Annotated in this window: 12 protein-coding genes; 2 read left to right on the top strand and 10 right to left on the bottom strand. The window is 34.1% G+C overall.

Translation table 11 applies throughout. The features are described 5' to 3' along the window. Positions 1-8: 8 nt before the first annotated feature. Positions 9-1,634 (bottom strand): chaperonin GroEL, encoded by a 1,626-nt coding sequence (groL, locus tag G581_RS0107500; protein WP_028845301.1) that lies wholly within the window; start codon positions 1,632-1,634, stop codon positions 9-11. 14 nt (positions 1,635-1,648) lie between these two features. Continuing rightward, positions 1,649-1,915: a co-chaperone GroES gene (locus G581_RS0107495; protein WP_028845300.1), complete on the bottom strand. Its 267-nt coding sequence runs from the start codon at positions 1,913-1,915 to the stop codon at positions 1,649-1,651. A 599-nt stretch (positions 1,916-2,514) separates the two neighbouring features. Between G581_RS0107495 and G581_RS0107485 the strand changes: the two genes are divergently transcribed. Both G581_RS0107485 and G581_RS12355 read left to right on the top strand, forming a co-directional pair. Next, positions 2,515-3,111, top strand: a complete 597-nt coding sequence (locus tag G581_RS0107485; protein WP_028845299.1) for a class I SAM-dependent methyltransferase — start codon at positions 2,515-2,517, stop codon at positions 3,109-3,111. Between the two features lie 169 nt (positions 3,112-3,280). Next, the gene (locus G581_RS12355; protein ID WP_275574444.1) at positions 3,281-3,406 is read left to right on the top strand and encodes a hypothetical protein; all 126 of its coding nucleotides are present in this window, start codon (positions 3,281-3,283) and stop codon (positions 3,404-3,406) included. A 146-nt stretch (positions 3,407-3,552) separates the two neighbouring features. On the opposite strand, the gene G581_RS0107480 is transcribed toward G581_RS12355, so the two are convergent. From G581_RS0107480 to galT, 8 genes are all read right to left on the bottom strand, one after another. Beyond that, positions 3,553-5,649 carry a DNA translocase FtsK gene (locus G581_RS0107480; protein WP_028845298.1) on the bottom strand — a complete coding sequence of 699 codons (2,097 nt, stop codon included), beginning with the start codon at positions 5,647-5,649 and terminating at the stop codon, positions 3,553-3,555. Then, entirely contained in the window at positions 5,649-6,419 is a 771-nt protein-coding gene (gene uppP, locus G581_RS0107475; protein ID WP_028845297.1) for an undecaprenyl-diphosphatase UppP, read from the bottom strand. The genes G581_RS0107480 and uppP overlap by 1 nt, the downstream gene beginning before the upstream one ends. A gap of 105 nt (positions 6,420-6,524) precedes the next feature. Then, positions 6,525-7,772: a M16 family metallopeptidase gene (locus G581_RS0107470; RefSeq protein ID WP_169368419.1), complete on the bottom strand. Its 1,248-nt coding sequence runs from the start codon at positions 7,770-7,772 to the stop codon at positions 6,525-6,527. 152 nt (positions 7,773-7,924) lie between these two features. After that, a complete protein-coding gene (locus tag G581_RS10970; RefSeq protein WP_038065515.1) occupies positions 7,925-9,175 on the bottom strand; it encodes a M16 family metallopeptidase in 1,251 nt (416 codons plus the stop codon). Positions 9,176-9,225: 50 nt separating this feature from the next. Continuing rightward, on the bottom strand, positions 9,226-9,585 hold the full coding sequence (locus G581_RS0107460) for a response regulator (protein WP_028845295.1): 360 nt from the start codon (positions 9,583-9,585) through the stop codon (positions 9,226-9,228). Further along, complete coding sequence (locus G581_RS0107455; protein WP_028845294.1) at positions 9,566-12,175, bottom strand: PAS domain S-box protein; 2,610 nt, start codon at positions 12,173-12,175, stop codon at positions 9,566-9,568. The genes G581_RS0107460 and G581_RS0107455 overlap by 20 nt, the downstream gene beginning before the upstream one ends. Further along, positions 12,175-13,644 carry a glycogen synthase GlgA gene (gene glgA, locus G581_RS0107450; RefSeq protein ID WP_028845293.1) on the bottom strand — a complete coding sequence of 490 codons (1,470 nt, stop codon included), beginning with the start codon at positions 13,642-13,644 and terminating at the stop codon, positions 12,175-12,177. The genes G581_RS0107455 and glgA overlap by 1 nt, the downstream gene beginning before the upstream one ends. Further along, entirely contained in the window at positions 13,641-14,639 is a 999-nt protein-coding gene (gene galT / locus G581_RS0107445) for a galactose-1-phosphate uridylyltransferase (RefSeq protein ID WP_028845292.1), read from the bottom strand. Before galT ends, glgA begins: the two co-directional genes overlap by 4 nt. Positions 14,640-14,670 lie beyond the last annotated feature (31 nt).

Raw genomic sequence — 14,670 nt, 5'->3', positions numbered from 1 at the left:
AAAGAATTTTAATACATATCAGGTGATGGCATTGGAGGCTGTTTCTTTTCTTCTTCTGGAATTTCAGCCACCACAACCTCTGTTGTAAGCATTAAACCTGCTACAGAGGCAGCATTCTGCAGTGCTGTTCTTGTAACTTTTGTTGGATCGATGATGCCTGCGTCCATCATATCAACAAATTTTTCCTGATAGGCATCATATCCATAGTTAATATTTTTATTTTCTTTAACTTTTTCAACAATCAACGTTGCTTCCACGCCAGCATTAGCTATAATCTGCTTTATCGGTTCTTCAAGAGCTTTTTTAACTATATCAGCACCAAGTTGCTGGTCATGATTGTCGAGTTTAATTTTTTCCAAAACTTTCTGGCATCTAAGGAGTGCCACTCCACCTCCTGGTACAATTCCTTCCTCAACAGCAGCTCTTGTTGCATTTAAAGCATCCTCAACACGGGCTTTCTTTTCCTTCATCTCAGCCTCAGTGGCTGCGCCAACATTGATTCTTGCCACACCACCTGCAAGCTTTGCAAGACGCTCCTGAAGTTTTTCACGGTCATAATCAGATGTGGTTTCTTCAATCTGAATCTTTATCTGCTTAATTCTTGCCTGAATTTTCTGAGGATCTCCAGCTCCTTCAACAATTGTTGTGTTATCTTTGTCAATAATTATTTTCTTTGCTCTTCCGAGGTCCTCAACTTTAACATTTTCAAGTTTTAAACCTATATCCTCTGAAATGACTGTTCCACCTGTAAGAATTGCAATATCTTCAAGCATGGCTTTTCTTCTATCACCAAATCCAGGAGCCTTTACCGCACATACCTGAAGAACTCCTCTGAGTTTGTTTACAACCAGAGTTGCCAGTGCTTCACCCTCAACATCTTCTGCAATGATGAGAAGAGGCCTGCCCATTCTTGCAATCTGCTCAAGAATCGGGAGCAAATCCTTCATGGTTGAAATTTTCTTGTCATGTATCAAAATATAGGCATCCTCGAGAATGCATTCAAGACGCTCTGGATCTGTGATGAAGTATGGTGAGATGTATCCTCTGTCAAACTGCATTCCCTCCACAATATCAAGGGTTGTAGCCATTCCCTTTGCTTCTTCAACAGTGATTACACCATCTTTGCCAACTTTATCCATTGCCTCAGCAATAAGTTCGCCTATTGAAGGATCATTGTTTGCAGAGATTGTTCCAACCTGTGCAATCTCTTTTTTGTCTACAACTGGCTTTGAAATCTTTTTTAGCTCCTCAACGACAGCCTCAACAGCTTTATCAATCCCTCTTTTTAAATCCATTGAATTAGCGCCAGCTGAGACATACTTAAGTCCTTCCTTGTAAATTGCATATGCCAGAACAGTTGCTGTGGTTGTTCCATCACCTGCAACATCGCTTGTTTTTGAAGCAACTTCCCTGACAAGCTGAGCTCCCATATTTTCAAATGGCTCTTTGAGGTCTATCTCTTTAGCAACAGTAACACCATCTTTCGTTACATTGGGAGAACCGAATTTTCTTTCAATTACTACATTTCTTCCCCTTGGTCCTAATGTTGCCTTTACAGCATCCGTAAGAACTGTAATACCTTTAAGAATTGATTGTCTTGCTGCATCACCGAATATTAATTGCTTTGCTGCCATATCATCCCCTCCTTTTATTTTTGTATTATTCCGAGTATTTCTTCTTCTTTAATAATTAAATACTCTACATCATCAATCTTGATTTTTGAACCTGCATATTTGTCAAAAAGAACTGTGTCACCCGCTTTCACCTCTTTTACTTCAGAACCAACTTCCATAACCGTTCCTTTTTGAGGCTTCTCCTTTGCCACATCTGGAACATAAATTCCTCCAGGTGTTTTCTCAAGCTCTTCAGATGCGAATTTTACGACTACTCTGTCTTTGAGTGGTTTAATCTTCATATGCGCCCTCCTTTTTTATTTTTTAGTGTTTTAAATTATTAGCAACTCACTCTATCGAGTGCTAATATAACCTGAAATTAAAAATATGAGCAAGAGCAAATAATATAATATATCTTCTATTTTTGCTGATTTTTGACAAATATATTCAATTTTTGTTGATTTTTGCTTTTTAATTTGCTTTAAGACGAATTTTTCTTGCAATATCAGTCATAATAAGTTTTTTAGATAAAACCCTGCGAAATTTCTCAAAAAAATCTCTTTGAAAAGTAATTGTTTTTTCAGCAATAGAAAAAAACAATCAAAAAAATATAAAATTTAACAATATATAGCCTTAAATGTATTTCAAATAACCCACAGAGTAATCCTCAAAGCAAAAGAGTATAAATCTCAAAAAACTAGTATTCCAATACTTGATATAGAGATATGAACTTTGCCAGATAATATGATTTTAATAGACTGTGGCTTTTTCCATTTAAAGAAAGATATTCCCTGCATGCTTTTAAATATATTTTATTAAAAAATATTAGCATATTGATCTTGTTCTCAAAATGGGAAAATATTACTGGAATTACAATTGATTTCTGGTATAACATAACTGAATGGATGAGCTTGTAAAAGAATATGTGATTGATTTTTTTACAAAAAGGCTGAATCACTTTAAGAATTCTCCTGAGTCTGTCGGATGGACGAAAAAAGGTCAAACACTGCGGTATGAAGCGATTTTAAAATTTATAAATCCAAATTGCAAAACAATTCTTGATTTTGGATGTGGCAAAGGAGATTTTTATTCTTTTTTGAAAGAAAAAGGGATGGAATGTAACTATACAGGCATAGACATAAATCCTTCACTTATAGAGTTTGCGAAACAAAACTATCCAGAAGCAGAATTTTATACAATGGATATTGAAAATGAGCCTCTTACTAAAACATTTGATTATATAATCTCCATCGGAGTTTTTAACCTGTTGGTTCAGACAGCAAAAGAAACAGCTAAAAAATGCATTAAAACGCTTTTTAATCACACAAATGAAAAGCTCATCTTTACATGCCTTAACCGTCGTTCAAAGCATAAAGACATAGGTTTAGTTTATTTCGATATAGAAGAGCTTATAAATATCGTCTTAGAAATCACCCCGGAATTTAATATTTTAGATGACGTAGTAGAAAGCGATTTATTTTTGATTTTATATAAATAAGTTTCAATCCCAGAACTTCATTAAATTGAAAACTTATAAATTATAGATGTTATACATTCTGAACAGCATGCCATAGTAATCCCTTTTAGATGCTTTCTTCTTTCCTACTCTCATACGTTCAACTACTCCTTTTGTTGTAAATTTATTTTTTATCTTCCAATACGCATCTGTGGAATATGTACTGGAGCAACTGGCTGTATGCGAATCAGTTCTATCTGCATTGAAGGAACATAGCGAGAAACAACAGGATAGTTGTAATATGATAACTGTAATTGTAGTAAAAGCCGCAGTTTGATTCTGCAAACATACAGCAATCAACATTGCAAAGCACACAAGAGGCCGTTCAAAGTTTTGCAATAATTAATCACTTAAACAAACAGCTCAGGAGTAAACCTCTTTATGAATTTAGAGTATTTTTAATTGCCTTTTTCTGAATTGCAATCAAAATTTATTAAAAAACTTTCTGGGTTTCCCAGCTCCTTGAGGAGGGCCAACGAGTCCATCTTCTTCAAGTAAATCCATAATTCTTGCAGCTCGATTATAACCGATTTTAAATTTCCTCTGAATAAGTGATATGGATATCTCTCCAGCCTGAGATGCATATTCAATGACTTCATCATATAGACTGTCTCTTTCAACTCCATTGGTTCTACCATTTTCTTTCTTTTCTACAGGCACCTGAATTGATTCAAACATTGAGTAATCAGGACTACCCTGACTGCGAAGATAGTCATTAACAGCTTTTACCTCTTCATCACTTACAAATGCTCCATGAACTCTTATTATCTTTACTCCTGACACCATAAAAAGCATATCACCCATCCCGAGTAGTTTCTCAGCACCCTGTGAATCAAGAATTGTACGGGAGTCAATGCGAGATGAGACCTGAAATGCAATCCTTGCTGGAAAGTTTGCTTTGATTATACCTGTTATTACATCAACGCTTGGACGCTGAGTTGCAACAACAAGATGAATCCCTGATGCCCTTGCCATCTGAGCAATTCGAGTAACTGATTGTTCAACCTCTGCTGGTGCTGTAAACATCAAATCAGCAAATTCATCAATAAATACAACAATATATGGAATTTTTTCCTCAATTGATGCTGACCTATTAAAACTATCAATATTTCTAAATCCATTGGTTGCAAATAACTTATACCGCCTTTCCATCTCTACAATGACTTTTTTCAAAGCCTCTGAGGCTTCCTTCGGGTCAGTTATAACAGGATACATTAAATGGGGAATGTTTTCATATGTTGAAAGTTCAAGAAGTTTTGGATCAATAAGCAGCAGTCTTACATCATGTGGAGTTGCTTTGTAAAGAAGACTGAGTATCATAGTGTTCAGACAAACACTTTTACCAGAACCTGTTGCACCAGCAACAAGCAGATGAGGCATTTTTGCAAGGTCTGTTATAACAGGATTGCCATATATGTCTTTGCCAAGAGCTAAAGTTAAATAGGATGAACTCTGCTGAAACTTATCTGATGCAATAATTTCTCCGAGTCTTACAATATGACGCTTTTTATTGGGAACTTCAATGCCTATTGCTGACTTTCCAGGTATTGGATATATTCTTATGCTCTGGGCTTTAAGAGATAAAGCAAGTTCATCACTCAGAGCTATAATCTTACTCAATTTAATTCCGCTTGCTGGCTCAAATTCATACATTGTAACAACAGGGCCAGGATGAACCTCTTTTATTGAACCATGTATTCCAAACTCTGAAAATCTGCTTTCAATACTGCGAGCAGATGCAATAATCTCCTCCTTTGAAATGCTGTCTTCAGTTTTTTCAATCTTAAGCAAAGAAAGTGGTGGCATCATAAAACCCTTATTTTCGGATACAATTTTGTGATTGGTGTTAACAAATCTTTCATTAGTATGTTTATCCCTTACAACATTGATATTCTCTTTTTCAGGTTCTTCAGATTTTGAAAGTTTGACAACTTTTATTTCCTCAGATGGTTTTTTGGTTACGGATTTATCATGCGATTCTTTTTCTTTTTTCTTCAAAATTTCAGGTCTCAGCAAAATTATTGATGCCACTAAAACAGCTGACCACAAAATATAAGTTCCTGAAACTGATATAATTTTTTCGCTAACATCAAATACTATGCATGAAAATCCATTGGGAAATTTCTTGTATGTTTCAAGAGATTTCCGTAATGGTTCAAGCATTACTGCAATAGAAAAAAGCATAACTATAATCAAAGGAATCTTTGAAAATGACAAAACTTTTCCAGAGAAAATCCTTAATCCCCATAATATGAAAAATAAAGGGATTAAAAATCCAGCAATACCAAATATACTTAGCAGTATATCAGAGATATATGCACCTGCTATTCCTCCATAGTTTTCAGGCTGTGATTTTGTATAAGTGAGAAAGGACGGGTCAAGGAAGTTATAACTTATAAAACTTATTAAAAGATAAATAGCAAAAGCTATAAGCAATATGGCTTTAAATACTGCCTTTGCTGATAAATTGAATGAATGCTGATCTTTTAAATTTTTTCTATAATTTGCTCTTGCAGTCATTACTTAAAGAAATATAACAGAAAAATCATAACTCCTAAAAGCCATCTGTAGTAAATGAAGATATTTAAAGGGTATTTTCGTAAAAAACTCAGCATAAACTTAATCGCCAGAGTTCCTGTTATAGCAGCAGAGATAACTCCTACAAGAAAAAGTGAATAATCATAGGAGTGGCTCATTTTTATTGATTTATAAAAATCAAATGATGCTGCACCAGCAATTGCAGGAGTTGAAAGCAAAAACGAAAATTTTGCAGCATAATCTCTTTTAAGTCCTTTAAATAGCCCTGCTGTAATTGTTATTCCTGAACGAGATACTCCTGGAATAAGAGCAAAAGCCTGAGCAGTACCAATTATTACAGCATCCCAGAAACTAACTGAATCTCTCTGCCTTTTTCCAATTTTTTCAGCTAAAAGCATGAGAGCTCCAATAAATATAAGAGTAAACGCAATAATCAGCGGATTTCTGAGAGTTGTTTCTATAATGTCATGAAAAGCTAATCCAGCTAAAACCGCAGGAATTGTTCCAATAACTATGTATACAAGCAACGTTCTGTCTTTAAATAAAATCTCAATCCAGTCTTTCCAGAAACAGAAAACAAGTGACAGAAGAGTACCAAGATGTACTGCAATATCAAAACTAAGAGAGTTTAACTCTCCAGTCCAGCCAAAAATCCATGGTGTAATTACAAGATGAGCAGTACTGCTCACTGGTAAAAACTCTGTAATTCCCTGAATAATGCCTAAAATCAATGCCTGAAAAAAATTATCCATACGCAGACTCCTATCAGTATTATTGATATTCCATTTTATTACTTCGATAATAGATAATATTTTAAAAAATTAAACTTGGTACATTTTCTTAATTATCAAGAAGATTCATTTTACAGCATTTGAAGGAGCCACGATAACCAGAATATATGAACTGGAGTTTAAAAGTCTATCAGCAACTTTTTTTATATCTTTAGCAGTTATTTTTTCAATATATTCTGGATATTTCTTTATATAATCATCTCCAAGATTGTAGAACTCAATAACAGGTAAAAATTCGCTTATTTTTTTCATTGTATCAATTCTTAATGGAAAGCTGCCTATGAGAAATGCTTTTGCCTCTTTTAATTCTTCATCGGTTACTCCATTTTCCCTCATTTTCTTAAGTTCCTTAACTATCATTCCTACAACATTATCTGTATTTTCAGCTTTGGTTTTAACTTCTACATAAAATGGTCCTGGCAACAAATATGGATTGAATGTGCTGTAAATTGAATAAGCAAGGCCATGTTCTTCTCTAATGTATTTTGCAAGTCTTGATGTAAGTCCTCCTCCACCAAGAATATAATTCATCACACTCACAGCATAAAAATCAGGGTCTTTTCTGGAAATTCCTTCAAACCCAAGAACAATTGTTGATTGCGTTAAATCATCTCTTTTTATAAAAATCTTGTTTGGTTCGGTTCTTTTAGAAAAGACTGGAGGATTTAAATTTCTCTCCTTACGATTACCATTCCACTTTGCTATAGGCTTATTAATTAATTCTTTTAATTCATCTTCCTTAATATCACCAACAACTGAAAAAATCATGCCATCTGGTTTATATAAATTCTCATAAAAATTTATAATATCCTGTCTGGTTATATCTTTGAGTTTTTCAGGTTCTCCTTCGATCGGTCTTCCGTAAGGATGTTGTCCAAAAAGCTGTTTAAGGAAAGTTTTATGTGCAATAAATGAAGGATCTTCTTCCATCTGTTTTAATGATTTTTCAAGTATGGATATTTCTTTTTTTAATTCATCTTCAGGGAACGAAGGATGCATGAGAATATCTAAAAATAAATTCAGAGCCTCATTCAGATGTCTCTTTGTTGTTGATAGCGTAAGCATAGTATAGTCATGCGTGATGTTTTTCTCAATTGAAATTGCTAAAAAGTCTATCTCCTCTTCAATTTGCCTTGCAGTAAGTCTCTGCGTTCCGTGAGTTAGCATATGGGCTGTAAGATAAGCAACCGAAGGCTTTGATTCATCCAGCACAGAGGCTGGAATAAGCACAGATACATAGACAATTGGGATATTCTCCCTCTGAAGATATTTAATTTTTGTGCCATTCTGTAATTGAAATGTTTTAAAATCCATTGTTTCAGCTCCTACAAGAGAGTTGTTAAAAAACAAACAAAAAAAGCCAAAAACAATAAAAATAAGAAATTTAAAGCTAACCGGCTTAAAAGTTTTCCTGTGTAAAACAATGTGACAAGAATTTAAACTTTTTTTAAAGAAGAGTTGTATATTCATCTGGGTAAAAGCACTCCAATACTCAGGTTATTAAAATTGAAATATTTTTTTGTTACATTCTGAACATCTTCTGATTGAACTTTTATTATCTCTTCTCTGTATCTATCAATCATTTTCCAGTCTCCAAGAATTTCAAACCTACCAAGATATAGAGCATATCCAAAAACAGAGTCCTGATTAAAAAGAAAAGAAGCTTCAACCTGATTTTTTGCCTTTTCAATCTCTTTTTCAGAAGGTTGTTCATTCTTTATCCTGTCAATTTCTTCTTCTATAATTTTTCTTACCTCATCAATTTTCTCAACATCCTTTAAAGATGCAACAATGAAAAACAAAAATCCATCTCTGCTTAATGGTGAATTGCCGGTTGACACATCAACTACCAGAGCTTTTTCAATGACAAGTTTTCTGTAAAGCCTGGAACTTTTTCCTTCTCCCATTATGGTGCTCAATACTTCAAGAGACAAGCTGTCCTTCTGTGGATATGCAGGAACTTTATAAGCCATAACAAGCATTGGCAGATGTGTTTGCTTTTTTAAAATTACTCTTCTTTCTCCGTACTGTTCAGGTTCGTAAAGATTCTTTCTCGGTGGATTAATTTTGCATGAAGGAATATTTTCAAATTTTTCTTTTATCTGCCCTATAACTTCTTTTTGTTTTATATCTCCTGCAACAATTATAAATGCATTGTTTGGGCAGTAGTATTCATGATAGTAGTTTTTTACATCATCAAGAGTAATTGACTGAATATCTTCTATCCATCCAATTACAGGTTTCCTGTACGAATGATTTTTAAAGGCTACACTTATAACTTCTTCAAACATCAAACTTTCAGGATCATCATCATATCTCTGTCTTCTTTCTTCAAGAACAATTTTCTTTTCCAGTTCAAAATCTTCTGGAAGCAGGAGTAAATTTGCCATTCTATCTGCTTCAAGAGAAATGGATGTCTGTATCTTAGATGGAGAAAGTTTCTGAAAATAAACAGTATAATCTTTGGTTGTAAAGGCATTATCAATTCCGCCTTGTGATTGAATGATTTTTGAAAAAACATTTCCCGGATAATTCCTACTTCCTCTGAACATTAGATGTTCAAGTAGATGGCTTATTCCTGACTTACCCTCTGGTTCATCCATAGAACCTACTTTATACCATACCTGAAAAGTTGAAACAGGAGAGGAATGATCCTCGATAAAAATTATTTTAAGTCCATTTTTTAAAACCTTTTCTTTAACCTCACAGAACGCCATAGATGGAAATATTAAAATAAAAATAAAAAATATTACAATCGCGGTTTTTTTCATTTTAAACCGAATTTTTCTGAAATTTCTCGGATTGTCTCTTTTAAAGGTCCTAAATCAGAAGACTTGACCACATAGGCATCTGATGCCCATATAGAAAAGTCATCTCTGTAATCATACGCAGTAAGCATAATTACAGGTACATTGGGATTCTTTTGCTTTAGCTGTCTTAAAACCTGAATTCCATCCATATCTGGCATCATTATATCAAGAGTTACAATATCTGGTTTATGGGTTTCAAAAAGCTCTATGGCTTCTCGTCCTGAGTTTGCTGTAATAACTTCATATCCCTCATCCTCAAGTTCAGCTTTATATAGCATCAGTATATTTTTTTCATCATCAACTGCTAGAATTTTCATTGTTTCCTCCTTCTTCTTTATATGCTGGAAAATAAATTTTGAAGGTTGTACCTCTATCAACCTCACTTTCCACTTTAATTATACCACCATGATCCTCAATAATTCTTTTTGAAATAGCTAACCCAAGTCCAGTTCCATTGGTTTTTGTTGTAAAAAAAGGATCAAAAATTCTTTTTAAATTTTCTTTCTTTATTCCATGTCCTGTATCGCTGACTTCAATAACGAAGTATTCTTTTTCAGTGATTGCTCTACTTGATGGCAACCTATCAGGTCTCTTTATTTTTAAAGTAATTATCCCATTATCTGTAGCATCATTTGCATTTAAAATTAAATTTAACAGGACTTCTTTTAATTTATCATAGTTACCATGTACCATAAAATCTTCTTCCACATTAACTATCAATTTGTTGTTATGTTCTTTTAACGTAGCTTCAAATAAATTAACAACATTATCAACTAGGTCTTTAATTTTAAATTTTTCTCTATCCATAGAGTATGGTCTTACAAAACTTAAAATTTCATTTAGAATTCGTTCAAGCCTTTTAACCTCTTCTATAATAATTTTTACATATTCCTTGGTCTTCCCTTCTTCTAATTCTTTGTCAAGTCTTTTTGCAAAACCACCTATAGACAGAAGAGGATTTCTTATTTCATGAGCAACCTTGGCAGCTAATTCTCCAAGAGAAGCCATTTTTTCCATTATTAGAATTTTTTCCTTTAAACTTCTGAATTCGGTTATATCTTTTGCTACATTTATGGTCCCTGCCAGATTACCATTTTTATCAAATATAGGAGAACTTGAAATAAGATAAACTCCGTCAAGATAGTCTTCCTCAATCTCTCCAACCATAGCTTTACCAGTTTCCATAGCTTTTCTGTGAGGGCATTCCGTTAAAGGATGCTGGGTTTTATGAATAAGTTGAAAGCATTTCTTATCAATCACATCTTTTTTGGATATTCCAAGTTTATCCAAAAAAGATTTATTAGCCTTTTTTATTGAATAATTATCATCAGTGTAATAAATCAGATCTGTAATTGAATTAAAAAGCATTTCAAGCTCTTTTTCTGCTTTTTCTATTTTCTCAAATATCCATGCATTTTCAATAGCACCTGCAACATGGTCTGCAAACCCTTTTAAAAAGTTTATGTCCTGGTCTGTAATTGGTTTTCTTGTATACATATTGTCAACCCATACTGCTCCTATGGCTTTATCCTTTGAAATAAGAGGAACCACTGCATAGGCAGAACTTCCAAGTTGTTGAATTATAACAGGGTCTGCCTCTTCTTCATGAACATCTTTTATATTAAAAGTTTTCTTTTCCTTGACCGCTTTTACAATTGGTGTATTTTCATTAAGTGAAATGGAAATATTTCTGCACATTCTTTCAAGAAAACTATCTTCCACAAACTCCTTTCTGCTTAATTCATTAAGAACCTCATGTAGAGTTTTCTTTTCCTGAGCCATACTTGACCAAATCTGCCATGCTTCTTCATAACTTGAAGGACCAACAGCCATCACTCCTTTTAGGGAATTTGTCTCTTCGTTTACAAGAAAAAGAACAGCTCTATTAAACCCAAGCCCTTCTCCCATTGTGATTACTGTAAGTATTATCCTTAAAAGCTTATTTAACTCCAGCGTGCTTCTCACAGCTGAACTTATAAATAAAATTTTCGTAAGTTCTTCGTTTCTTCTTATCAGGTCTTTTTCGAGTTTTTTCTTTTCTGTAATATCTCTTACTATTCTGCTAATGCCTATTATTTCGCCATAGGCATTCTTTATTGGTGAAAAAGTGGTACTTACTTCAATGAGTTTCCCATCTTTGGTTAATCCAACAGTCTCTATATCTTTTAAAGTTTCTCCATGAGTAACTTTTTCAAGATAAAATCTTTCTACTTCCCGTAAAAAATCAGGGATAACAGGTAAAGGTGTTCCGATTACTTCTTCTTTTTTATAGCCAAATATATTTTCCGCTCCCATGTTCCATGCTGTAACAATATTATTCAAATCAGTAGCTACGATGGCATCTGCCGAACTATGAATCAGACTTTCAAGATAACTTTTAAGTTCGTCTATCTGTTCTATTGCCTTTTTATTTTCAATTTCTTTTTCCTGAAGCTCTTTAAGCCTTAACGCTTTGAGAATAATCAAAGATGCCAGTCCTGAAAAAAGCTCTCCAAGCTCTGCATCTTCAGCAGTAAACTCAGCAAAACCATGATCAGAGTTAATTTTATTATAAACAAGGACTGTTCCAAAAATTTCCTCCTGCACTTTCAAAGGAATGCATATTGCTGAATATGCCGGGATGTCAAGATCCTTTCCTTCAAGTTGATCTCTGTTAAATATTTTTGCTTTGCCATCCTTGATAACTTCTCCGCATATTCCCTGATCGACACTCATAGTGGTTTTGTCTGACTCGATGTTATATGTCGCTACAATATGTAAATCTTCTCCTTTAACAAATCTGATAACACCTCCTGTACCATTTATTAATTCAGTAATGTGATAGATAAGTCTTTCAAGAAGTAGTTCTATATCTTCTGAAGTTTCAAGCAGTCGTATTAATTCATAAAGTGCGTGTCTTTCTCGCATTAACCCACAATTATTCCTTCATAAAGTTTTATGTATTCCTTACATGATTTTGTCCATGAAAAATCTCTGCTCATTGCATTGTAAATCATATGGTTCAGTTTTGCTTTATCTGAATAAATATCAAGAAATCTATGAACTCCAACCTTAAGAGCCTCAGCACTGTATTCATTAAACAGAAAACCTGTAACTTCGTCTTCAACTGTATCTGCAAGCCCTCCTGTTTTTCTGCAGATTGGTATTGCTCCATATCTCATTGCAATTATTTGACTCAATCCACATGGCTCATATTTTGAAGGTATTAATAAAGCATCTGCTCCTGCATAAATTTTATGTGCCAGGGATTCATCAAATCCGACGAAAGTAAAAATTTTTGATGGGTAACTTTGTTGCAGTTCCTTAACTTTCTCTTCATAATAATATTCTCCTGTTCCTTCAATTACAAAATTTACTCCTGTCACGATTAAATCTGGTATTGTGTCCACAATAATATCTATACCTTTTTGATAAACCATTCTTCCGACAAAGGCAATCAAAGGATCTTCTATTGAACATTCTATCCCTGTTATATCTATCAAATGTTTTTTATTTTCTTGCTTATCTTCTAGATTTTGTATGCTGTATTGTTTAATGATGAATGAATCTTTTTGAGGATTCCATATTTTGTAATCAACTCCATTGATAATTCCTCTAAGACTTCCCTGCCTTTTTCTTAAGACTCCATCAAGTCCAAAACCATACTCAGGATTCAGAATTTCTTTAGCATATGTAGGACTTACAGTGGTAATAATATCAGCACTGAAAAGGCCACCTTTAAGAAAGCTTACCATCCCGTAAAATTCAAGTCCGTCAATATGAAACATCTCCAAACCAAAACCTGTTACTTCAAGCTTTTCACGAGGGAAAATACCCTGATATCCAAGATTGTGAACTGTTAATACGGTTTTTGTTTTCTCAAAACAGGAACATTCTCTGTAGTGCGTTGTAAGATAAAGAGGAATAAGGGCTGTATGCCAGTCATGAGAGTGAATGATATCAAAATTTAAATTCATAGCCTTGCATACTTCAAGCACTGCTCTTGAGAAAAAAACAAATCGTTCTGCATTATCAATATACTCTCCAGAGTTAGTTCCATAAAGATGTTCCCTGTCAAAGAACTCATTATGCTCAATAAAAAATAAATTGCCATGCTTTGAAGGTTCAACTATCAGATTATCATCAACATCAACAGAAACCCTGGCTGATCTGACAGCACCAAAACGGATATCAAAACCAATTGGAACTCCATAACTTATTTCTGAATCCATAACAACATTGTAAAAATTGTCTCTCGTTGTTCGATAAAATGGCAGAAAAAGTGAAACATCTATACCAGCCTTAATAAACTCCTTAAATAATGCACCAACAACATCACCGAGCCCTCCAGTTTTTGAAAAAGGAAAAGCTTCTGCTGAAACCAATGCCACTTTCATACTTTTGCCTCTCTCATAAATTTAGCAGCTTCTTCAGGAGGTGTAGGATTGATAAAAAACCCTGAGCCCCACTCAAATCCTGCAGTTTTTGTTAGCTTCGGTATAATTTCAATATGCCAGTGATAGTAATCATTAATCTCATTCTGGAAAGGAGATGTATGCAATACATAATTGTACGGTGGAAATTCAAGCACTGTGTCAAGTTTTTTAAGCGTAGTCTGTAAAGCATCTGCAAGAAGACTGAAACTTTTGCCTTGCGGTTCAAAGTACGATTCATGACTTTTAGGCAATATCCATATCTCAAATGGCTCTCGTGGAGCAAATGGAGATAAAACAATATAACTTTCATTTTGATAGATAACTCTTTTGTCAGACTCTAGTTCCTGAGCAATTATGTCACAGAATATACATCTATCTCTCAATTCAAAATATTTTTTAGCTGAATTCATTTCCTCATTAACAATATGGGGCACTATTGGTAAAGCAATTAACTGACTGTGAGTATGTTCAATAGATGCACCTGCGGGCTCACCTTCATTTTTGAAAACCAATACATATTTAAATCTCACATCTTTTTTTAGATCCGTAATTCTCAAATAGTAAGCCCATAATACATCTTCAACAGCTTTTAATGGAAGAGTGGAAAGAGAAGCTAGATGGTCTGGAGTTTCAATAATAACTTCATGAGCACCTATGCCATTCATTTTGTCATAAACTCCTTCTCCTCTTTTATTGAGGTCTCCATGAATCTGTAACGCTGGAAACTTATTTGGCACAACTCTTAATGTCCATCCAGGTGTGTTTGGAGCTGTATTTGGTGGTCTAAACGAAATTATCTCTTGCGGAGCAGTATATTCATTACCAGGACAAAAAGGGCAGAAGCCTTTCAGTTTCCTTTTCTGACTTACAGATGTAAAATCTGAAGGTCTTTTACCTCTTTCAACTGCTATTATTACCCATCGTCCCGAAATTGGATCTCTTCTTAACTCAGGCATGAACTCCTCCAATTAATAAATTCAATTCTAA

The sequence above is a fragment of the Thermodesulfovibrio thiophilus DSM 17215 genome (assembly GCF_000423865.1).
In the GTDB taxonomy this organism is placed as follows: Bacteria; Nitrospirota; Thermodesulfovibrionia; order Thermodesulfovibrionales; family Thermodesulfovibrionaceae; genus Thermodesulfovibrio; species Thermodesulfovibrio thiophilus.
This window is presented reverse-complemented; position numbering and strand designations above follow the sequence as displayed.